The organism is Pseudonocardia sp. EV170527-09 (assembly GCF_008369905.1).
GTDB lineage: Bacteria > Actinomycetota > Actinomycetes > Mycobacteriales > Pseudonocardiaceae > Pseudonocardia.
The window spans coordinates 1-21679 of record NZ_VRMC01000095.1 but is presented as its reverse complement, the minus strand read 5'-3'; the positions used below and the strand labels follow the sequence as shown (position 1 = coordinate 21679).

The following is a 21679-nucleotide window of genomic DNA, read 5'->3' as shown; positions in this document are numbered from 1 at the left end:
GAGCTATTTACACCGCGTCCACCGCCGATGCCGCTGCAGCCGCGCTGGATGATCTCGATGACGAGTGGGGGCGAGCCTATCCGGCGATGATACGTTTGTGGCGTAACGCCTGGACCGAGTTCGTGCCGTTCCTCGACTACGACATCGAGGTCCGGAGGGTGATCTGTACGACGAACGCGATCGAATCGTTGAACGCCCGCTACCGGCGAGCGGTCCGAGCGCGAGGGCATTTCCCCAGCGAGCAGGCCGCGATGAAATGTCTGTACCTTGTCACCCGCAGCCTCGACCCGACCGGACGAGGCCACACCCGATGGATGATGCGCTGGAAGCCAGTCCTCAACGCCTTCGCCATCACTTTCGGTGACCGCTGGCCGGGCGCCGAGCACTACTGACAACATCGCCGGAACCACCGTTCTCGTTACAGACCCGCTACGACGGCTCCGGCTGGGCTGGGCACGCGTTCTCCCGGGTCCGCGGCATCCCGCGGGTCGAGCTGGCCCCGCACATGGTGGCCTGGGACGGCTTCGAGACCGACATGGCCGAGGCCTTCGCGTTCCTGGAGACCCCGGAGGGGCTCGCCTGGCGGGCCGAGCTGGACGCCTGGCTCGACGAGGTCGGCGCGGGCGTCGGGAACCGGGAGTTCCTCGGCCGGCCGGACCGCTCGGTGGTGCTGATCCCGGAGGCGATGCAGCCCGAGCTCGACCGGGTCGACCGCGACCGCTACACCTTCGTCGGCCCGGTCATCGGCGACCGCTCCCACCAGGGGCTGTGGCCCAAGCCGAAGGCCCCGTTGCTGCTGGTGTCGCTCGGCTCGGCCTACACCGACCGGCCCGCGTTCTGGCGGGACTGCATCGAGGCCATGACCGGCACCGGTTGGCAGACCGTGCTCGCCACCGGTCCGCACGTCTCCCCGGCCGACCTCGGCGCGATCCCCGACGACGTCACCGTCCGGGAGTGGGTGCCGCAGCTGGCGGTGCTGGCGCACGCGTCGGCGTTCGTCACCCACGCCGGGATGGGCGGCTGCACCGAGGGCCTCTGGCACGGGGTGCCGATGGTCGCCGTCCCGCAGGCCGTGGACCAGTTCGGGAACGCCGACCGGATCGCCGCGCTGGGGGTGGGGGAGCACCTGCCCGCCGACGCGGTCACCCCGGGGAGCCTGCGCGACGCGGTGCTGCGGGTGTCGTCGTCGGAGGAGGTCGCGCGCCGTTGCGCCGAGGAGAAGGCGACCGCCCGCGCGGCCGGCGGGGCCGCGGCGGCCGCGGACGTCATCGAGGGACTGGTGCCGTCCGCACGGTGTGCGACCTGCGCGCTCGTCGGAGGTTGTGGCGGTCGCGGCTGAGACGTCCGTTTCTCGTTGATCCGTTCGGGCTACCGTCGGGCGTGGCGATTGTGGACACAGCGTCGCCGGTGGCACGGTCTGGCTCTCGGTCGGGGGGCGGGCGCGTGCGCCCGGAGAGGTGGAGCCGGTGCGCAGGACGATCATCACGCTGCTCGTCGCCGTGGGGGTGACGCTCGGGACCGCCGGTCCCGCGGTCGCCGCGCCGGCGGCACCCGCACCGCCCGTGCCCCCGCCGGGGGCGGGCATCGTCTGGGGCGCGTGCACCAGCCCGTCGCTGCAGCAGGCCAAGGCCGAGTGCGGCTTCCTGAAGGTCCCGCTGGACCACGCGAAGCCCGCCGGCAAGAAGATCGAGATCGCGGTCTCGCGGATCCGGCACACCGTCCCGCAGGCGCAGTACCAGGGCGTCGTGCTCGTGAACCCGGGCGGACCGGGCGGCCCCGGGCTGGGCCTGTCCCGGCTCGGCGCCGCCGTCCCGAAGAACGCCGGCGCCGCCTACGACTGGATCGGCTTCGACCCGCGCGGGGTCGGCACCAGCCGGCCCGCGCTCAGCTGCGACCCCGACTACGGCGGCTACGCGCGCCCGGACTACCGGCCGGAGAACGGCGCCGAGAAGGCGTGGCTGCCGAAGGCCAAGGCCTACGCCCAGGCCTGCGGGAAGGCCGGCGGCGAGCTGCTCGCGCACCTGCGCACCGAGGACACCGTCCGTGACATGGACCTGATCCGCCAGGCGCTCGGCGCGAAGCAGATCAACTACTACGGCTTCTCCTACGGCACGCTGCTCGGCCAGGTCTACGCCACGATGTTCCCGGACAAGGTCCGCCGGATGGTCCTCGACGGCGTCGTCGACCCCCGCGACTGGTGGTACCGGGCCAACCTGAACCAGGACGTCGCGTTCCAGCGCAACATCGAGACCTTCTTCGACTGGGTCGCCAAGAACGATGCCGTCTACCACCTCGGCAACACCGGCGACGCCGTCGAGAAGCGCTTCTACGCGCTCTACGACGAGTTCCGGAGGGCCCCGCTGGGCGGGAAGATCGGCTCCTCGGAGTGGACCGACACCTTCCTGCGGGCCGGCTACAACGTGGGCGAGTACACCTCCGTCGCGCACGCGTTCGTCGCGGGGGCGAAGAAGGACGCCGCGACGCTCAAGGCCGCCTTCGACCAGGCGGGCTCGCCGACCGACGACAACAACTACGCCGTCTACCTCGCCACCCAGTGCACCGACGCGCCGTTCCCGCGCGACTGGGCCACCTGGAAGCGCGACAACACCGCCACCGACCGGAAGGCGCCGTTCGAGACCTGGGGCAACGCCTGGTACAACGCGCCCTGCCGGGAGTGGCCGGTGAAGCCCGGGCCCGCCCCGAAGGTCGCCGGGACGCTGAAGACCGGTCCGCTGCTGATCTCCGAGACCTACGACGGAGCCACTCCCTACGCCGGCGCGCTGCAGGCCCGGCGGACCTTCCCCGGCTCGTCGCTGATCGAGGGCGTCGGGGGGCACACCCACTCGTCGTCGCTGTCGGGGATCGCCTGCACCGACGACGCGGTCGCCGACTACCTGCTCACCGGCGTGCTGCCGAAGCGGACCGGCGGGGACCGGTCGGACAAGCAGTGCCCGCCGCTGCCGCCGCCGTCCCCGACGACCGCGGGCAGCTGAGCGGGGCTCAGCCGGCGACCAGCACGAGCGCCAGCGGCACCGGGACGGCGACCAGCGCCAGCAGCACCGCGTTCGCCACCCGGTACTCCCGCAGCACGGCGACGAACTCGCGCAGCACCGCGCTGGGCCAGTAGTAGCCGGCGGTCGGCGCCCCGACGGCCTGGGCGTCGATGCCCAGCCGCCGGGCCAGCAGCGCGGCCCGCAACGCGTGGTAGTTGCTGGTCACGATGACCCCGGGGCCGTCGCCGACCAGCGCCGAGCTGAACCGCAGGTTCTCCTCGGTGGTCCGTGAGCCGGTCTCCGCGGTCAGCACCGCCGGGTCGGCACCGTGCGCCGCGGCCCAGCGGGCCATCGCCTCGCCCTCGGCGAGCCGCTCGTCGTCGCCCTTGCCGCCGGACAGCACCAGTCGCCCGGCGCCACGCCGGGCCAGCTCGTCCATCCCGGTCGCGATCCGCGACGCCAGCAGCGGCGGCACCTCGCTGCCGTGCAGCCCGGAGCCGAGCACGACCACCCAGTCCGCGGGCCGGTCGCGCACCAGCCACCGGTAGAGCCACGCGTAGCCGAGGAACGCGGCGAACTGGAACGCCAGGAACGCCGCCGCGAGCAGGCAGGCCAGCCACAGCGCGCGCAGCACGAGCGAGTCCAGCGCCAGCACCGGCCAGACGGCGACGAGCAGGCCGATGATCGCCAGGCCGGTGAGCAGCGACAGCGAGTTGCCGAGCGAGAGGCGCTCCCGGCGCAGCATGACCGCGCCGTTGAGGACGCAGAACACCGCGAACACCAGCGTGATCAGCGGCGACAGCACCACGGCGAGCACGAGCGCGCCGAACACCGGGTTGCCGCTCGACCCGGCGATCGAGAGCACCCACCCGAGGAGCACCGCCGTCGCGAGCAGCCAGTAGGCGTTGCCCAGCCGCCGTGGGTCGCGCCGGATCCGCCGCACGGTGACCACCGTGACGACGACCGCGACGACGACGGGCAGCACGACCGCGAGGACGGTCACGAGCAGGAGGAGGGTCGACTCGGACATCGACGTCGATCCTCGTCGCCGCCGCGCGGACCGGCCCGGGGCGGTGCGGGCGGCCACCCGGTCGTGGCGGTCGGCGGTCGCGCCGGCACGTCGAACACCGGGTCCGGCGACGGCGCCGCCCGGCGGTCGGGGAGGATGACCACACTGTGTCATCCCTCTTCGCCCCCACCGTCCGGGTGCCCGGTGGCCGCTTCAAACCGGACCCACCGGTCCCCGCACGCGACGTCGCGCGCGCCGACCGCCGGGTCCGTCGTGCGTCGGGGGTGCTCGCCGCCCTGGCGGTGCTGCTCGTCATCGCCTGGTGGGTCGACGGCGGCGGCCCCGCCGGGCTGCTGGAGGGCGGCACCGGCGCGGTCGCCGAGACCGGACGGCTCTGTGGGCTGCTGGCGTCGCTGCTGCTGCTCGGGCAGGTGCTGCTCGCCGCCCGGATCCCGCTGGTGGAGCACGCGTTCGGCCAGCGGCACCTCATCGCGCTGCACCGCGGGACCGGCATCGCCTCGTTCGCCGGGGTGCTGGCGCACGTCGGTTGCGCGAGCTGGGCGCACGGCCCCGCCGGCGCCGGTCGTGTCCCCGTCGGCTTCTGGGAGCTGACCTGGACCTGGCCCGGGATGGCGGTCGCCTCGCTCGGGACCGTCCTGGTGGTGCTGGTCGTCGTGACCAGCGCGCGGTGGATCCGTACCCGGCTGCGCTACGAGTGGTGGCACCTGCTGCACCTGTGGGGCTACGCCGGAGTGTTCCTCGCGCTGCCGCACCAGCTGTGGGCGGGCCGCGAGTTCACCACCTCGCCGTCGCGGACGGTGTTCTGGTGGGGGCTGTGGATCGCCGCGGTGCTCGCCGTCGCGGTCTGGCGGGTGGCGGTCCCGGTGGTGCGGTCGCGCCGGCACCGGATCACCGTCGCCGCAGTGCTGCCCGAGGGCGACGGCAGCGTGTCGGTGCACATGACCGGCGAACGGCTGCGCGAGCTCGGCGCCGCGGCCGGGCAGTTCTTCGTCTGGCGGTTCCGGTCCGGGCGCGGCTGGCCCGCAGGCAACCCGTACTCGTTGTCGGCGCCGCCGACGGCCCGCTCGCTGCGGATCACCGTCAAGCAGCTCGGTGACGGGAGCGCCGCCGTCCCGAACCTGCGGCAGGGCACCCGGGTCTACATCGAGGGCCCCTACGGCAGGCTCACCCCGCGCACCCGGACCAGCCCGCGGGTCGCGCTGATCGGTGCCGGTGTCGGGATGACCCCGTTGCGGGCGCTGGCGGAGAAGTTCCTCAACGAGTCCGCCGACGTCGTGGTGGTGCACCGCTTCACCCGCGAGCCGCTGTTCGCCCGGGAGTTCACCCGTCTCGCCCGGGAGCGGGAGCTGCACGTCGTGGCCTCGCCCGGGCCACGCCGGCGGTCGGGGTCGTGGTTCGGCTCCGACGCGGGCCGGGCCGACGACCTCGCCGCGCTGCGGGCCCGGATCCCGGACATCGCGGTGCGCGAGGTGTACGTGTGCGGGCCCGGCCGGTGGACCGCGATGGTCCGGCGCACCGTCCTCGCCGCCGGGGTGCCGGAGCGTCGCGTGCACGTGGAGAACTTCGGCTGACGGGCGGTCCCGGAGCCCCCCGGGGTCAGGCGAGGTGGACGTACTCGTACTCGACGGGCTTGCCGTTGATCCCGTTCGACGGCGGCGCGATCCAGCCGGCGATCTTCCCGGGCTCGTAGACCGGGCGCATCAGGTTCTGCACGAACGTCCGGTCCGCCTCCGACGGCAGCCAGTCGTCCCGGCGGGACGCCCACACCTCGGACGAGATCAGGTCGCCCTTCGGGGTCAGCTCGTGGGAGGAGAACAGCCCCACCTGCCGGTTGAAGCCGACGTGCGGGAGGTAGACGCGGTCGTCGAACCCGTTCTTCTCCAGGATGCGGTTCCAGCGCTTCAGTCCGGAGCCGCAGTCCTTCACGTACTCGTTGCGCAGGTCCAGGTTGAGCGCCAGCAGGGCCGGGACCTCGTCGGTGACGACGCGGCCGTCGCGGACCTGCTCCATGCCGTAGCCGTCCTCGGTCAGCACGTGGTCGTCGCGGCGCCGCTCCTCCTGCCAGCGGCCCTTGAGTCCGGCGGTGAAGTAGTTCGCGGCGTTGGTCGACTGCTCGGAGCCGAACAGGTCGAGGCTGACCGAGTAGTGGAAGTTGATGTACTTCTGGATCACGTCCAGCGGGATGCCGCCGTGCGGGGCGATGTCGGCGGTGTCGTGCTCGCGCATCAGCTCACAGGTCCGCTGGATCACCCGGTCGATGCCGGTGGTGCCCACGAACATGTGGTGGGCCTCCTCCTTCAACATGAACTCGCAGGTGCGCGAGAGCGGGTCGAAGGCGGACTCCTTCAGCGTGCCGAGCTGGTACTTGCCGTCCCGGTCGGTGAAGTAGGTGAACATGAAGAACGACAGCCAGTCCGGGGTCTCCTCGTTGAACGCGCCCAGGATGCGGGGGCTGTCGAGGTCACCGGAGTTGCGCTGCAGCAGCGCCTCGGCCTCCTCGCGGCCGTTGCGGCCGAAGTAGGCGTGCAGCAGGTAGACCATCGCCCAGAGGTGGCGGCCCTCCTCGACGTTGACCTGGAACAGGTTGCGCAGGTCGTAGAGGCTGGGGGCGGTCTCGCCGAGGCGGCGCTGCTGCTCGACCGAGGCCGGCTCGGTGTCGCCCTGGATGACGATCAGGCGCTGCAGGTCGGCGCGGTACTCGCCGGGGACCTGCTGCCAGACCGGCTCGCCGCGGTTCTCGCCGAACGCGATCCGGCGGTCGTCGCTGCGCTCGGCCAGGAACACACCCCAGCGGTACTCCTCCATCGCGACGTGCCCGAACTGCGCCCAGCCCTCCTTGCCGACGTCGACGGCGGTGCGCAGGTAGACGTCCTGGGTCGGCACGGCCGGGCCCATCGTCTTCCACCAGGTGAGGAAGTTGGGCTGCCACGACTCCAGGGCGCGCTGCAGCTTGCGGTCCCCGGCGAGGTCGACGTTGTTGGGGATCTTCTCGGAGTAGTCGATGCTCATGGCTCACACCCGCTTGCGGTCGAAGTCGGCCCTGCGGCCCGTGCCGTACTTGCGCAGCGCGCCCTCCGGCCCGGAGGCGTTCGGCCGCACGAAGATCCAGTTCTGCCAGGCGGTGAGCCGGCCGAAGATGCGGCTCTCCATCGTCTCCGGCCCGACGAACCGGTGGTTGGCCTCCATCCCGGTCAGCGCGTCCGGCGACAGCGAGGCCCGCTCCTCGAGCATGATGCGGACCTCGTCGTCCCAGTCGATGTCGTCCGGGGCGTCGGTGACCAGGCCCAGCTCCAGCGCCTCGCCCGCGGTGAGGCGGCGCCCCACCTCCTTGCGCAGCACGGCGACGTGGTCGTCGTCGCCGTGGAAGCGGCTCGCCAGCCGGGACGGCCCGTTGGGCATCGGGAACGTGCCGAAGTTCGACGCCGTGAGCATGATCTGGGCCTCGTCGTCCTGCTCGTCGCCGTCCTCGTCGAGCGTGCCGTCGAGCATGTACTGGCGGTCGCAGGCCAGGGCCAGCTCCAGCAGCGCCCCGGCGAAGCAGGAGCCCGGCTCGATCAGCGCGATCAGGCTGCGGCTGGTCACGTCCAGGCGCTTGAGGGTGCGCTTGAAGTAGTGCCGGATCTCGTTGACCAGCCAGTCGTCGCCGGAGTGCTGCTCGATGACGCGCTCGAACGCCAGCGCGTCCTCGACGTCGCCCCGGGTGCGGATCACCCAGGTGCCCAGCTCCGGTTCGTTGCTGCGCAGCCGCAGGACCAGGTCGTCGAGCTGGCGGGTCACGGCCAGCGGCCAGAAGTCCGCGCCGAGGGCGTGGACGCGCTCGATGCTCTCCGGGACACCGCCCGCGGGACCGTCGACGGTGATCTCCACGAGGCCGCGGTCGCGGTCGAACTCCGCCCGCACGTGCGGGTAGGTGATGCCGTCGGCGGTCTCGGTGCGCTCCAGCGGGGGCAGCTCGATCCCCTCGCCCGCGGGCAGCCGGGTCGACGCCGCCGCGGCCTCGACCGCCCGCTCGGCCACCGTGGAGTCCCAGCGACGCTTGGGGATCACCTCGTCGACGAGCTTCCACTCGACGGCCTGCTTCCCGCCGAAGCCCTCGGGCTTCGTCGCGAACACGTCGGCGCGGTCCTTGCGGACGCGGCGCTTGTCGGTGACACGGGTGAGGCCGCCGGTGCCGGGCAGCACGCCCAGCAGCGGAACCTCGGGCAGGGAGACGGTGGAGGAGTTGTCGTCGATCAGCAGGATCCGCTCGCAGGCCAGCGCCATCTCGTAGCCCCCGCCGGCGGCGGTGCCGTTGACGGCGGCGATCCAGGTCTGGCCGGAGTGCGCGGTCGCGTCCTCGATGCCGTTGCGGGTCTCGTTGGTGAACTTGCAGAAGTTCACCTTCCACGGGTGCGAGGACCCGGCGAGCATCCGGATGTTCGCGCCCGCGCAGAAGTTGCGGTCCTTCGCGCTGGTCAGCACGACGGCCCTGACCTGCGGATGGGTGAAGCGCAGGCGCTGGGTGATGTCGTGGAGCTCGATGTCGACGCCGAGGTCGTAGGAGTTCATCTTGAGCTCGTAGCCGGGGACGAGGCCGCCCGCCTCGTCGACGTCGAGCCGCACGTACGCGACCCTGGGGTCGTCCGGGTCGATCGCGAGCTGCCAGTGCCGGTAGCCCGACGGGTCGCGGTCGAAGTCCACCCGGGGGACGTCCGGGCCGGCGGCCGGGTCGTCACTGCTCATGGAGTCCACTCCTCCTCGCGTCGCTGCGACGCTGTAAAGACTACAACCAAGTGACGCTGCGACGGAAGAGTGTGGAGTGTTCGGGATCACGGACGGTGTCGGCGCCCGTCTGTCCACATGAGTCGCCAGTTCCGGTGAATCCCGAGGTCACGGACGGGATCCGCGCTAGCGTCACCGGGTATGACGGCTACGGCTGCCCACCCCGTGCAGCGCACCACGGTCGACGGGATTCCGGTGTTCTGGGTCGACCTGCCGGGGCCGCTGCACGCCGAGTTCCTGTTCGGGTGGGCGGTGCGGACGATCCGATCCTCGTCGTCCACGCCGGCGACGGCGAGGCGCTCATCGTGCGGGCCAAGGACTGGCGCGGCGGCGCCGCGGCGGTCGAGCTCCTGCACGCCGCGACCCCACCGGAGGCGGTCTTCCCGACGCCGGCGCCGATGCGCATCTTCGATCGAATGTCCGTCGAGTGTCCGTCGACCGTTGTGCGAATCGCCCGTGGCGGCGTCCGGCGCCGTGCATGATCCACTCGTGAACCGACCCCAGCTCGCGGGCCTCGCGCTCGCCACCCTGACCGTGGCCCTGCCCCTGCTCGCCGGCTGCGCCGGCGCGGACGGCGGATCCGCCGTCGGCCCGACGGCCGACGCCCCCGCGGCCGCGAACCTCTCGGTGCCGCCCTGCTCCCTCGTCCCCGACGGCGAGCTGTCCGGCCTCGGCCTCACCGGACCGGGGAAGGCCACCGGCCAGCCCGCCCCCAGCTGCCGCTGGGACACCGCCGGCACCGGCGGGGGAACGACCGGGTTCTCCTACTCGATCCCGACCACGCTGATCGTCGCCGCGCAGCCCGGCGCCTACGACGCCGGTCTCGCCCAGCTGCGGGCCCAGGGCAGCACCCTCACCGAGGAGACCCTCGACGGGCGCCGCGCCGCGGTGTCGGAGACCGAGGGCACCTGCATGGCCGTCGTCGACGCCGGGTCGGGGGCCCTGTCGGTGGTCGCGTCGGCCCCGACGGATCCCTGCGGCGCGGCCCGGCGGATCCTGGAGACCGCGCTGCGGACCGCCGGGGCCTGAGTCACCGCCGGGATCCGGGTCTCAGCCCCGGTTGCGCACCGCCGCGGACGGGACCTGCTTGCGCAGCTCACCCGTGTCGTTGCGGACGAAGCCCCGCGCGGTGAGCCAGCCGGTCACCGGCTCGGGGTCGGGGTGGCCGTGCGGCACGACGTTGTAGAGGTAGTTCAGCCGCCGCCGGCCCGCCTCGGCCTCCAGACGCTCCAGCACGAACGAGCCGACGCCGGTGTGCCGGGCCGCGGGGGCGACCAGGACCAGGATCTCGGCGTCGCCCCAGCTGCCGTCGAGCCTGCCGTAGGCGACGGTCGCGCCGTCGGCGTCCTCGACGCGCCACCACTCGTCGCCGAGTGGGTCGCCGTCCCCGGGCCGGCCGAGGCCGAACAGCGCGGGGTCGAGCCCGTCGAGCACCCGGCGCTTGCGGTCGTCCCAGGTCGCGGGGGTCTCCGGGATCCAGTCCCACGTGTCCACGCGGCCTCCTCGCCGTCGATCTGTTCGGTGAGTGAACCCCGGCGGGGCACTCCGGGTCGAGCGAACGTCCTACATCGAGACACCCGGAGGGGCCTCAGACCACGGTCTCCGGGGTGCCGGGGTGGCCGGTGGCCCTCGGTAGGGCGGCGGCGTGCGCGCGCAGCCGGTAGCGCTGGATCTTCCCGGTGGGGGTCTTGGGCAGCTCGTCGACGGTGACCACGGCGCGCGGCCGCTTGAACGCGGCCAGCCCCTCGCGGCAGAACGCGACCAGCTCGCTCTCCGACGGCGCCGCCGCCGGGTCGCGGGGCACCACGAACGCGACCGGCTTGTCCAGTCCGTCGTCGTCCGGGATCCCGACGACGACCGCCTCCACGAGCCCCGGGTGCTCCAGCAGGCGGGTCTCGACCTCGCCGGGGGAGACCCAGATGCCCCCGACCTTGAGGACGTCGTCGGCCCGGCCCAGGCAGGTCCAGGACCCGTCCTCGCCGCGGACGTACTGGTCGCCGGTGCGCATCCAGCGGCCCTGGAACACCGCGCGGTTGACCTCGGTGCGACACCAGTAGCCGGTGCACACCGAGTCGCCCGCGACGTAGAGCATGCCCTGCTCGCCGGGGCCGTCGATGACGCTGCCGTCCGGTCGTCGCAGCTCCACCTCGTAGCCGGGGACCGGGAAGCCGGAGCTGCCCGGGACGACCTCGCCCGGCCGGTTGGAGATGAAGATGTGCAGTGCCTCGGTGGAGCCGATGCCGTCGAGGACCTCGAAGCCGTAGCGGTCGAGCACGCCGTGGAACATCCGCGCGGGCAGCGCCTCGCCCGCCGAGGCGCCGCGGCGCACGGTGGCGAACCGCTCGCGCGGCAGCTCGGCGGCGATCGTCGGGCCCCAGAAGCTGGGGACGGCGAAGAACAGCGTTGCGCCGTGCTGCTCGACGAGGCGGGAGTAGTGCTCCGGGTCCGGCCGGGACGGTTCGAGGACCGTGCAGGCGCCGACCGACAGCGGGAAGAACATCGAGTTGCCGATGCCGTAGGCGAAGAACAGCTTCGCGACCGACAGACAGACGTCGTCGCGGCGGATGCCGAGGACCTGCCGGCCGTAGGTCTCGGCGACGAACCGGATGTCGTCGTGCCGGTGCATGGCGCCCTTGGGCTTGCCGGTCGTGCCCGAGGTGTAGAGCCACAGCGCCTGGGACTCCGGCCAGGTCGGGTGCGGCTCGGGCAGCGGGTCGGCGCCGTCGAGCAGCGCATCCCAGGTGAGCGAGGTGACCCCGGTGACCAGCGGGTCCGCCCCGGTGAGCACCACGCGCTCCAGGTCGGGCGCCTGCGCGACGGCCTCGGTGAGGTGTGCGGCGAACGCCTCGCCGCCGATCACCGTGGTCGCCCGCGAGTCCCGGACGAGCACGGCGAGCTCGCGCCCGGTCAGCATCGTCGAGCAGGGCACGGCGACCGCGCCGGCCCACAGGGTCGCGAGGATCGCGGTGAACAGCTCGACGTCGTCGGGCATCACGAGCAGCACCCGCTGCTCGGGCCGTACGCCGGCCCGGCGCAGGGCCCCGGCGACGAGCCGGACCCGGTCGGTCAGGGCGGCGTAGGTGAGCGAGCCGCCGGGGTACCGGACGGCGGTGCGGGCGCCGTCCCCGGCCTCGACCCGGGCCGCGGTCAGGTGCGCGGCGGCGTTGAACACCGGCGCCTCCTGCGCGCTGCGGGGGACGGGCACGGTGGTGCGGCGGGAATCGACGTTGTCGACGCTGACGACATCGGCCATGGTGGGTGGCTCCTGTGCCGGTTCGGGGAGCTGTGATGCTACACACATCCGACGGCGCGTCAACGGTCTGTAGATCGACGACGGCCCGCTGCGGGGCGGGCGGGGCCGGCTCCTAGGCTCACCGTCGTGGGGACCCTCGTCAGCTTCCATGCCCATCCCGACGACGAGTCGATCGGCACCGCGGGCACGCTTGCCAAGGCCGCCGCGCTCGGCCACCGCGTCGTCCTCGTCTTCGCCACCCGTGGCGAGCTGGGGGAGCCGGTGCCCGGCGTCCTGGCCGAGGGGGAGCAGCTGCCGGTGCGCCGCTCCGCGGAGTGCCACGAGTCGGCCCGCGTGCTGGGCGTGGCCCGCGTGGAGTTCCTCGGCTACGTCGACTCCGGGATGATGGGCGAGCCGTCCAACGACGCCCCGTACTGCTTCTGGCAGGCCTCGGTGGAGCACGCGGCCAAGCGGCTCGCGCTGATCCTCGAGGAGGAGGAGGCCGACGTCCTCACCACCTACGACGACAACGGCGGCTACGGCCACCCCGACCACATCCAGGTGCACCGGGTGGGTGCCCGCGCGGGCGAGCTCGCCGGGGTGCCGGTCGTCGCGCAGAACACCACCAACCGGGACTGGCTGCTGCGCGGGATGAAGGGGCTGCGCGCCGACGGCGGCGCCGACTTCTCCCTCGACATCCCCGATGACCCGTCGTTCGGCAAGCCCGAGTCCGAGATCACCCACCGGGTCGAGGCCGTCGAGTACGCCGAGGCCAAGCGCGCCTCGATGCGCGCACACGCCAGCCAGATGGGGCCCGACCACTTCCTGCTGGCGATGCCGGACCCGGTGTTCGCGATGGGGCTGGGCACCGAGTTCTACATCGTCGACGCCCAGCCCAACCCGGCCAGCGCGCCGGAGCTCTGGACCGAGGTCTTCGAGCCGCTGCGGTGACGCCCCGCGCCGGTTCCGGGCAGTGCCGGGCGCGCCACGCCGCCACCGTCGCGGGCCCTCGCCCACCTGCCGGTCCGGGTGAAGGGCGCCCTGAGTGCGCGGTCGGGGACTGTCGGTTCTACTCTCCGTAGAGCACAATCGGCGCGCGCCGTGCGACGAGCCGGGACCCACGAAGTGGATCTCCCGGACCGGACGGGCGCCGCTCGCCGGTCGGGAAGTAGAGTCTGCCCGTCCGCGAGGACGTGCTCAGGTCAGGCAAGTGCATGGAGGCCCAGGTGACAGCCGTCGAGCCCAAGCCGATCTCGACGCGCCCGTATCCGGCGCGGCGTGAGGGCAAGGGATCCACGTTCCTCAAGATGTTGAGGACGACGGACCCGAAGGACATCGCGATCCTCTATCTGACGACGTCGTTCGGCTTCTTCGCCGTCGGCGGTGTCATGGCGCTGCTGATCCGCGCCGAGCTCGCACGGCCGGAGCTGCAGTTCCTGTCGACCGAGCAGTACAACCAGCTGTTCACCATGCACGGCACGATCATGCTGCTGCTGTTCGCGACGCCGATCGTCTTCGGTTTCGCGAACTACATCGTGCCGCTGCAGATCGGTGCCCCCGACGTCGCGTTCCCGCGGCTCAACTCGTTCTCCTACTGGCTGTACCTGTTCGGCGGCATCATCGTCGTCTCCGGCTTCCTGACCCCGGGCGGCGCGGCGGACTTCGGCTGGTTCGCCTACACCCCGCTGTCGGACGCGGTGCGGTCGCCGGGGCCGGGCGGTGACCTCTGGATCATGGGTCTGGTCGTCTCCGGTCTGGGCACGATCCTCGGTGGCGTCAACTTCGTGACGACCATCGTCTGCATGCGCGCGCCGGGCATGACGATGTTCCGGATGCCGATCTTCACCTGGAACATCTTCATCACCGCGCTGCTGGTGCTGATCGCGTTCCCGATCCTGACCGCCGCGCTGCTCGCGCTGGCCGCGGACCGCCACCTCGGCGCCCAGATCTTCAACCCCGCCAACGGCGGTGTGGTGCTCTGGCAGCACCTGTTCTGGTTCTTCGGCCATCCGGAGGTCTACATCGTCGCGCTGCCGTTCTTCGGCATCGTGTCCGAGATCTTCCCGGTGTTCGCCCGCAAGCCGATCTTCGGTTACAAGGGCCTGGTCTTCGCGACGATCGCCATCGCGGCGCTGTCGGTCGCGGTGTGGGCGCACCACATGTACGCCACCGGCGCGATCATGCTCTCGTTCTTCGCCTTCACCACGTTCCTCATCGCCATCCCGACGGGCGTCAAGTTCGTCAACTGGATCGGCACCCTGTGGAAGGGCAAGATCACCTACGAGACGCCGATGCTGTTCTCGGTCGGCTTCCTCGTCACGTTCCTCTTCGGCGGCCTGACCGGCATCCTGCTCGCGATGCCGCCGGTGGACTTCCACGTGTCGGACACCTACTTCGTGGTCGCGCACTTCCACTACGTGCTCTACGGCACGATCGTGTTCGCGACCTTCGGCGGGATCTACTTCTGGTTCCCGAAGATGACCGGCCGCTTCCTCGACGAGAAGCTCGGCAAGATCCACTTCTGGCTGACCTTCGTCGGGTTCCACCTGACGTTCCTGGTGCAGCACTGGCTGGGCAACGAGGGCTACCCGCGTCGCTACGCCGACTACCTGCCCTCGGACGGCTTCACGACGCTGAACACGATCTCCTCGATCGGCGCGTTCATCCTCGGCGCCTCGACGCTGCCGTTCTTCTACAACGTCTTCAAGAGCTACCGGTTCGGCCGGGTCTGCACCGTCGACGACCCGTGGGGCTTCGGCAACTCGCTGGAGTGGGCCACCTCGTCGCCGCCGCCGCGGCACAACTTCACCGAGCTGCCCCGGATCCGCTCCGAGCGCCCGGCGTTCGACCTGCACTACCCGCACCTGGTCGAGAAGGCGCGCGCCGAGGCGCACGTCGGCAACCGGGCGCACCCGAGCGAGGTGCTCGCGCAGGAGGTCGGCAAGGAGTCCATGCCGGACAGCGACCCCAAGTCGAAGTAGTGACCCCAGTACTTCCCGGTCCGGCCCGGCCCACCGTGCTCGTCACGGTGACCGGGCCGGACCGTCCTGGTGTCAGCTCCGTGCTGTTCACCGCGCTCACCGCGGCCGGTGTCGAGCTGCTCGACCTGGAACAGGTCGTGGTCAACGGCCGGCTCACCCTGGGCGCGCTGGTCGTGCCCGAGGGGGACCCGGAGGACCTGCAGGACACGGTCGGCGCGGCGATGGACTCCATCGCCATGAGCGTGCACATCGAGATCCAGCGCGACGGCCGCCGGGCCACCCGGACGCCGTCGACGCACGTCGTCACGGTGCTCGGCCGGCCGATCACGGCCCGCGCGTTCGGCGCGATCGCCGCGGAGCTCGCCGCGGTCGGCGCCAACATCGACTCCATCCGCCGGGTCGCCGACTACCCGGTGACCGGGCTGGAGCTGCTCGTCTCCCCGGTCCCCCAGGGTGACGCCGACGCCTACCCGCCCGGCACGCTGCGCAAGCGGCTGGTCCGGGTGGCGCGGCAGGCGGGCGTCGACGTCGCGGTGTCCCGGGCCGGGCTTGCCCGGCGCAGCAAGCGGCTCATCGTGTTCGACGTCGACTCCACCCTGATCCAGGGCGAGGTCATCGAGATGCTCGCCGCCCGCGCCGGGGCCGACGTCGAGGCCGAGGTCCGCCGGGTCACCGAGGAGGCCATGGCGGGCCGCCTCGACTTCACCGAGTCGCTGACCCGGCGCGTCGCGGCCCTGGAGGGGCTGCCCGCCTCCGTCGTCGACGAGGTGGCCGCCGAGATCGAGCTGACGCCCGGTGCCCGCACCACGATCCGCACGCTGCGCCGCCTCGGCTACCGCTGCGGGGTCGTCTCGGGCGGGTTCACCCAGGTCATCGCCGGGCTCGCGCGCGAGCTCAAGCTCGACTTCGTCGCCGCGAACGAGCTGGAGATCTCCGGGGGGAAGCTGACCGGGCGGGTGGTCGGCGATGTCGTCGACCGGGCCGGGAAGGCCGTCGCGCTGCGCCGGTTCGCCGCGGCCCACGACATCCCGCTGGAGCAGTCGGTCGCGGTCGGCGACGGCGCGAACGACATCGACATGCTCTCCACCGCCGGGCTTGGCGTCGCGTTCAACGCCAAGCCGGCGCTGCGCGAGATCGCCGACACCTCGGTGTCGGTTCCCTACCTCGACGTCGTGCTGTTCGTCCTGGGCATCACCCGCACCGAGGTCGAGGCCGCCGACGCCGCCGAGGGCGTGCTGCGCCGGGTCCCCCTGGCGTGACCGCTCCCGCACCGATGTTGGCGCTGCTCGCGGGCCGCTACGGGGCCGGGGCTCGCGGCCGGGACATCGCGCCGGAGGCCGACGGCGTCGTGCGGGCGATGCCGGTCGTGCTGCGCATCGAGCGCGACCCGCTGCCCGTGCGCACCGCGCTGCTGGAGGCGGCGGCCACCGCGGCGCTCGCCGTCTGCACCGACCCGCGGGCCCAGCCCGGTGGCGAGTGGCACGACGCCGTCGCCCCGTGGGTGGACGGACGCATCCGCAAGATCGCGCGGCGGGCCCGTGGCGCGCACTGGCGCGCCGTGGCGGAGCTGCCCGGCGTGACCGTGCGGGTCGGCGACGCCGAGGCCCGCGCCCTGCTGCCCGGCCCGGTCGACGACGTGCCGAAGGTCGTCGCACGGCTGCAGATCGGCGGCACCGAGCTGCCCGCCGACGAGCCCGGCCCGCCCGACCCGGACGCCCCGCTGGTGCTGCTGTCACCGCACGCCGAGATGACCGTCGGCAAGGCCGCCGCGCAGGTCGGGCACGCCACCATGCTGCTCGGTGCGGCCGCCGGATGGCCGGTCGGCGCGGCACCGGTGTGCGCGGTGCGCACCGCGGACCCGGCCACCTGGGCGCGCCTGGCCCCGGCCGCCGACGACGGCACCGACGGCGTCGTCGGGGTGCGCGACGCGGGCTTCACCGAGGTCGACCCGGGCACCATGACCTGCCTGGCAGTGGCTCACGCCGCGTTTGCGGCCGGACCCCGGCGGTGATCCACCGGGTGTGACCACACACCCGCCTGCCGGCGCCCGGGACTGGGGCGGCCGGCTGCCCCGCAACGAGACCCTCGACCTCGACGACGAGCAGCGCGCTGCCGTCGACCGGATCCGCTCCGGCACGGCCCGCTGGGCCGAGGAGTCCGGCTTCGCCGCGACCGACGACGAGGGCGGCCTCATCGGCCCGTTCAACGCGTTCGTGCTGCGCCCGCGCCCGGGTGCGGCGTTCAACCGGTGGGTCGCGACCGACCAGCAGGAGTCGTCCCTGGCGGCGACCGTGCGCGAGGTCGTCATCCTGACCGTCGGCGCGGCTTGGGGCGCGGCCTACGAGCTGTACGCGCACACCGCCGTCGCCCGCTCGGTCGGGCTGGACGAGAACGCGGTGCAGGCCCTGCTCGACGGCACCGCGGCCCAGGTGCTGACCGGCGACGAGCTCGTCGTGCACCGGTTCGTCGACGAGCTGGTCCGCACCCACCGGGTCACCGACGACACCTACGCCGCGGCCGAGGCCGCGCTCGGCCGCGACGGGGTGCTCGACACCGTCCACCTGACCGGCATGTACCTGTCGGTGTCGGCGCTGCTCAACGCCTTCGAGATCCCGGCGCCGGACGGTCCCTGATCAGACCGTGGCGGTGAGGGTGACGTCGATGTTGCCGCGGGTCGCCTTGGAGTAGGGGCACACCTGGTGCGCCGCCTCGACCAGCTCGTCGGCGGCCGACTGCTCCAGACCCGGCAGGTGGGCGGTGATGTCGGCGGCGACGTGGAAGCTCACGTCGTCGGGCTGCAGCTGGATGGTCGCGGTCACCTGTGCGTCGTCCGGGACGGCGACCTTCGCCTTCCGGGCCGCCAGTCGCAGCGCACCGTGGAAGCAGGCCGCGTAGGCGGCGGCGAAGAGCTGCTCGGGGTTGGTGGCGCCGCCGGGGCCGCCCAGCTCCGGCGGCATCTTCAGGTCCTGGTCGATGAAGCCGTCCTCGCTGCGGATGTGGCCGTCGCGGCCGCCGCCGGTCGAGGTGGCCTCGGTCGTGTAGTTCGCCATGGTGCTCCTCCGACTTGATTGATTGTGCACAACCTATCTCGGGAGGAGGGTCGTCCGCCGTATGGATCCGGTCACGAGGACCCGCGCAGCCGGCGCAGCGCGCCGTGCACCTTCTCGCGGTCGCTGGTCTCCCAGAACGGGGGCAGGCTCGCCCGCAGGAACCCGCCGTAGCGCGCGGTCGCGATCCGCGGGTCCAGAATGGCGACGACGCCGCGGTCGTCGGTGGCACGCAGCAGCCGCCCGGCGCCCTGGGCGAGCAGGAGCGCCGCGTGCGTCGCCGACACCGACAGGAAGCCGTTGCCGCCCCGGGCGTCGGTGGCCTTCTGCCGGGCCGCGACCAGCGGGTCGTCCGGGCGGGGGAACGGGATGCGGTCGATGATCACGCAGGACAGCGACGGGCCGGGCACGTCGACGCCCTGCCACAGCGACAGCGTGCCGAACAGCGAGGTCTCCGGGTCCTCGGCGAACCGCTTGACCAGCAGCATCGTGGAGTCGTCGCCCTGGCACAGCAGGGGCGTGTCGAGCTTCCCGCGCAGTGCCTCGGTGGCCTGCTTCGCCGCGCGGGTGGAGGAGAACAGACCCAGCGTGCGGCCCCCGGCGGCGCGCACGAGTCCCTCGATCTCCTCCAGGGTCTCCGGCGCCAGCCCGTCGCGGCCCGGGTTGGGCAGCCGGCGCGCCAGGTAGAGGATCCCGGACTTGGCGTGCGCGAACGGCGAGCCGACGTCGAGGCCCTGCCAGCGCGGCGCCTCCGGGTCCTGGACGGGGCCGTGCCCCTCGTCGACGCTCGACGGCGGGGTGGAGCCGGCCTCCTTGGGCTGCGCGGCGGGCAGGCCCCACTGCCGGGCCAGCGCGTCGAACGACCCGCCCAGGGCCAGCGTCGCGGAGGTCAGCACGGTGGTGCGGGTGTTGAACAGCCGCTCGCGCAGCAGCCCGCCCACCGACAGCGGTGCGACCCGCAGCACCTTGTGCCGGGAGCCGTCCGGCCCCTGTTCGCCCAGCCAGACGACGTCGCGGCGCTTGGCCGCGTCCGTCTCCTTGAACGTCTCCAACAGCCGCGCGGCGGTGTCGACGACCTCGTCGAGCACGGCCTGGGCGAGCTTGCGGGCGGCCGCGCCCTCCGGGTCGGAGTCGTCACTGCGCTTGTTCGCGCCCATCGCCTGCCGGCAGCCCGCCCCGGCCGACAGGATGGCGTTCAGCGCGCCCGCGGCGGCGGTGGACAGCGACTCCCAGCGACCGGGGGGCATGTCCTCCAGCACCGCCGCCAGGCCCTCACCGGCCTCCGCGAGCCGGTCCGCGGTGTCCTGGTCGACGAGCTTTCCGCAGCGCCGGGCCGCGGTCGCGACCGTGCCCGCGGTGAGCTCGGCGGTCGCCGCGCCGGTCACCCGGTCCACCAGCTCGTGCGCCTCGTCGACGATCACGACGTCGTGCTCGGGCAGCACCTGTGCCTCGCCCATCGCGTCGATCGCGAGCAGCGCGTGGTTGGTGACGACGATGTCCGCCCGACCCGCCTCGGCCTTCGCCTTCTCCGCGAAGCAGTCCTCACCGACCGGGCAGCGGCTCGCGCCGAGGCACTCCTGCGCCGTCACGGACACCTGCCGCCACGCCGAGTCCGGGACGCCGGGGACCAGCTCGTCGCGGTCCCCGGTCTCGGTGTCCGAGGACCACTCGTGCAGCCGCTTCACCTGCCGCCCGAGCGCCGAGATGGCGAACGCGTCGAACAGCTGGTCCGCCTCGTCGGCGGTGTCTCCCATGTCCCCGTGCAGCTTGTTCATGCACAGGTAGTTGCGCCGCCCCTTGAGGATGGCGAACGTGGGCTCGCGACCCAGCACCTGCTTCAGGCTCTTCGCGACGCGCGGCAGGTCCCGGTCCACGAGCTGGCGCTGGAGCGCGATCGTCGCCGTCGAGACCACGACCGTCGTGTCACGGGCGATCGCGTGCCGGATGGCGGGCACGAGGTAGGCCAGCGACTTCCCGGTGCCGGTGCCCGCCTGCACGGCCAGGTGCTCCCCGGACGAGAGCGAGCGGCGCACCGCGTCGGCCATCCGGTCCTGGCCCTCGCGGCGCGCTCCGCCGACCGAGGTGACGGCCACCTCGAGCAGCTCGTGCACACCGGGCAGGTCCTGGGTACGCACGGGGGCCGTCGAGGGGGGAGGCACGTCCGGCAGGTTACCGAGCACCTCCGACAGGCCCGGCCCTGACCGGGCCACCCGGCACCCGGGACCGCGTACCCGGCGTATCCGGACAGCGCACCAGGTGTGATATCGGACGGCCGGTTACCGGTGAGCGGCGACACAGCGTCACGATGGAGGGGTGACAGCAACCATCACCACGCCGACCGTGCCCGAGCCTGGGATGTTCCCGGTGCTGATCGAGCACGAGGCCCGGTACGCCGACCTCGACCCGAGCCGCCGGATCGGCCGCGACGCCCTGGTGCGCTGGTTCGAGGACGCCCGCGTCGCCGTCGAGCGCGACACCTTCGGCGCCGACCTCGTCGCCCGCCTGCAGTCCCGCGTACGACTGCTGCTCGCCGCCATCCGAGTGGACGTGCTGGCCCCGCTGCGGGTCGCCGGCTCCTACCGGATCGGCGTCGGGGTCAGCCACATCGGCACCACGTCGTTCTCCTACCGCTACGCGGTCTTCGCCGGCGACGAGTGCGTCGCCACCGGCGAGTCCACCTCGGTGCACACCGACGGCACCGCCCCGGCCCCGCTGACCGACGAGGTCCGCGGTGCTCTGACGACGCTGCGCATCGACTCCCCGGCCCCGAGCCGTCCCGACCGCGGCGAGGCCCGCGCGGTCCGTGAGAACTACCCGTTCCGCTGGGACGTGCGGACCCGCTTCACCGACCTGGACACCAACCGCCACGTCAACAACGTCGCGCTGGCGGCCTGGTACCTCGACGGCCTCGCCGAGCTGCACTCCGACGTGCTCGGGTACCCGGCGGGCGGCCCGCTCGACGGACTGTCCCCGTCGTCACTGTCGGTGCAGTACCTCGAGGAGGTCCACTACCCGGGCATCTACCAGCTCCGCGTCGCGGTCACCGACATCGGCGAGGACACCGTCCGCTACGTCTGCGGCCTGTTCGACGAGCGCCGGCTGATCGGTCTCGCCGAGGCCGCGGGCTTCCACCACGCCCCGGGCGAGGACGGCGACCCGGTCGAGCTGGCCGAGAAGCTCGCCCCGTTCCGCTTCCGGGGCTGAGCCCGCCGGGGGCCGTGCCCCGTCACGGCCCCCGCCCCTCGCCCTCGGCTGCCCCTCGTTCGGCGCTGCCCTCGTTCCGCGCTGTCTGCTCGGCCGCTCGTCGAGATGCAGCTCAGCGGGATCTGTGGCTCGCCCGAGCCCGCTGAGCTGCAACTCGGCGCAGGTGCTCCCTGCGACGTGCAGACCCGGGCGGTCCGCGCGCCCGTCCGCCCCGGCTCTTCCTGCCCCGCGGCTGCGCGCCCGGTCCGGCTCACCTTCTGGGCCTGTGCAACGAACGGTGGTTCCGGCCCGACACGCCGGACCTCAGCGTCCGGCGGGATGGGCACTGTGAGTGATGACATCAGACCCTATGGGGGCTCTTCCGGATCTAGAGTGCAAGGGTTCCGCAGTGGAGCAACGAGCGGATGCGGTAGTTGATCAGGTTGCGGAAG

At 72.7% G+C, this 21679-nt stretch carries 19 protein-coding genes; 12 read left to right on the top strand and 7 right to left on the bottom strand.

Translation table 11 applies throughout. The features are described from left to right. The 3 genes from FVA95_RS23375 to FVA95_RS23365 all read left to right on the top strand — a co-directional run. On the top strand, positions 1–392 hold a 392-nt coding region (locus FVA95_RS23375), incomplete at its 5' end, for a transposase (RefSeq protein WP_193564271.1). Further along, on the top strand, positions 368–1339 hold the full coding sequence (locus FVA95_RS23370) for a macrolide family glycosyltransferase (protein WP_368667353.1): 972 nt from the start codon (positions 368–370) through the stop codon (positions 1337–1339). The genes FVA95_RS23375 and FVA95_RS23370, both read left to right, overlap by 25 nt. A gap of 127 nt (positions 1340–1466) precedes the next feature. After that, positions 1467–2993 carry an alpha/beta hydrolase gene (locus FVA95_RS23365; RefSeq protein WP_240051685.1) on the top strand — a complete coding sequence of 509 codons (1527 nt, stop codon included), beginning with the start codon at positions 1467–1469 and terminating at the stop codon, positions 2991–2993. A gap of 7 nt (positions 2994–3000) precedes the next feature. Here the strand turns inward: FVA95_RS23365 and FVA95_RS23360 are convergent, their stop codons facing one another. Beyond that, on the bottom strand, positions 3001–4023 hold the full coding sequence (locus FVA95_RS23360) for a YdcF family protein (RefSeq protein ID WP_161992407.1): 1023 nt from the start codon (positions 4021–4023) through the stop codon (positions 3001–3003). 146 nt (positions 4024–4169) lie between these two features. On the opposite strand from FVA95_RS23360, the gene FVA95_RS23355 reads away from it, so the two are divergent. Next, positions 4170–5594: a ferric reductase-like transmembrane domain-containing protein gene (locus tag FVA95_RS23355; protein WP_205015952.1), complete on the top strand. Its 1425-nt coding sequence runs from the start codon at positions 4170–4172 to the stop codon at positions 5592–5594. Between the two features lie 25 nt (positions 5595–5619). Here FVA95_RS23355 and boxB read toward each other — a convergent pair whose 3' ends face one another. Both boxB and boxC read right to left on the bottom strand, forming a co-directional pair. Next, positions 5620–7032 (bottom strand): benzoyl-CoA 2,3-epoxidase subunit BoxB, encoded by a 1413-nt coding sequence (gene boxB / locus FVA95_RS23350; RefSeq protein ID WP_020625593.1) that lies wholly within the window; start codon positions 7030–7032, stop codon positions 5620–5622. A 3-nt stretch (positions 7033–7035) separates the two neighbouring features. Continuing rightward, the gene (gene boxC, locus FVA95_RS23345) at positions 7036–8745 is read right to left on the bottom strand and encodes a 2,3-epoxybenzoyl-CoA dihydrolase (protein WP_149666058.1); all 1710 of its coding nucleotides are present in this window, start codon (positions 8743–8745) and stop codon (positions 7036–7038) included. 284 nt (positions 8746–9029) lie between these two features. Between boxC and FVA95_RS30975 the strand changes: the two genes are divergently transcribed. Both FVA95_RS30975 and FVA95_RS30970 read left to right on the top strand, forming a co-directional pair. Then, on the top strand, positions 9030–9266 hold the full coding sequence (locus FVA95_RS30975) for a hypothetical protein (RefSeq protein ID WP_161992406.1): 237 nt from the start codon (positions 9030–9032) through the stop codon (positions 9264–9266). 7 nt (positions 9267–9273) lie between these two features. Beyond that, positions 9274–9813, top strand: a complete 540-nt coding sequence (locus tag FVA95_RS30970) for a DUF3558 family protein (RefSeq protein WP_161992405.1) — start codon at positions 9274–9276, stop codon at positions 9811–9813. Between the two features lie 21 nt (positions 9814–9834). Here the strand turns inward: FVA95_RS30970 and FVA95_RS23335 are convergent, their stop codons facing one another. Next, entirely contained in the window at positions 9835–10278 is a 444-nt protein-coding gene (locus tag FVA95_RS23335; RefSeq protein WP_020625596.1) for a hypothetical protein, read from the bottom strand. Between the two features lie 94 nt (positions 10279–10372). Continuing rightward, positions 10373–12037, bottom strand: coding sequence for a benzoate-CoA ligase family protein (locus tag FVA95_RS23330; protein WP_149666056.1), 1665 nt, complete (start codon positions 12035–12037; stop codon positions 10373–10375). Positions 12038–12163: 126 nt separating this feature from the next. Here FVA95_RS23330 and FVA95_RS23325 point away from each other — a divergent pair, with 126 nt between their 5' ends. The 5 genes from FVA95_RS23325 to FVA95_RS23305 all read left to right on the top strand — a co-directional run bounded on the left by FVA95_RS23325 (position 12164) and on the right by FVA95_RS23305 (position 17630). Next, positions 12164–12967, top strand: a complete 804-nt coding sequence (locus FVA95_RS23325; RefSeq protein WP_075307961.1) for a PIG-L family deacetylase — start codon at positions 12164–12166, stop codon at positions 12965–12967. A 275-nt stretch (positions 12968–13242) separates the two neighbouring features. Next, on the top strand, positions 13243–14997 hold the full coding sequence (gene ctaD, locus FVA95_RS23320; RefSeq protein WP_043280148.1) for a cytochrome c oxidase subunit I: 1755 nt from the start codon (positions 13243–13245) through the stop codon (positions 14995–14997). A 47-nt stretch (positions 14998–15044) separates the two neighbouring features. Beyond that, positions 15045–16256, top strand: a complete 1212-nt coding sequence (serB, locus tag FVA95_RS23315) for a phosphoserine phosphatase SerB (protein ID WP_370460881.1) — start codon at positions 15045–15047, stop codon at positions 16254–16256. Between the two features lie 14 nt (positions 16257–16270). After that, on the top strand, positions 16271–17008 hold the full coding sequence (locus tag FVA95_RS23310) for a peptidyl-tRNA hydrolase (RefSeq protein WP_149666061.1): 738 nt from the start codon (positions 16271–16273) through the stop codon (positions 17006–17008). Between the two features lie 10 nt (positions 17009–17018). Continuing rightward, positions 17019–17630, top strand: coding sequence for a carboxymuconolactone decarboxylase family protein (locus FVA95_RS23305; protein ID WP_161992404.1), 612 nt, complete (start codon positions 17019–17021; stop codon positions 17628–17630). Here FVA95_RS23305 and FVA95_RS23300 read toward each other — a convergent pair whose 3' ends face one another. Together FVA95_RS23300 and FVA95_RS23295 are read right to left on the bottom strand one after the other, a co-directional pair. Further along, positions 17631–18047, bottom strand: coding sequence for an organic hydroperoxide resistance protein (locus FVA95_RS23300; RefSeq protein WP_149666053.1), 417 nt, complete (start codon positions 18045–18047; stop codon positions 17631–17633). It lies immediately after the preceding gene. 71 nt (positions 18048–18118) lie between these two features. After that, complete coding sequence (locus FVA95_RS23295) at positions 18119–20089, bottom strand: ATP-dependent DNA helicase (RefSeq protein WP_240051686.1); 1971 nt, start codon at positions 20087–20089, stop codon at positions 18119–18121. A gap of 268 nt (positions 20090–20357) precedes the next feature. Between FVA95_RS23295 and FVA95_RS23290 the strand changes: the two genes are divergently transcribed. Further along, positions 20358–21248 carry a thioesterase family protein gene (locus tag FVA95_RS23290; RefSeq protein WP_149666052.1) on the top strand — a complete coding sequence of 297 codons (891 nt, stop codon included), beginning with the start codon at positions 20358–20360 and terminating at the stop codon, positions 21246–21248. The last annotated feature ends 431 nt before the right edge of the window (positions 21249–21679 follow it).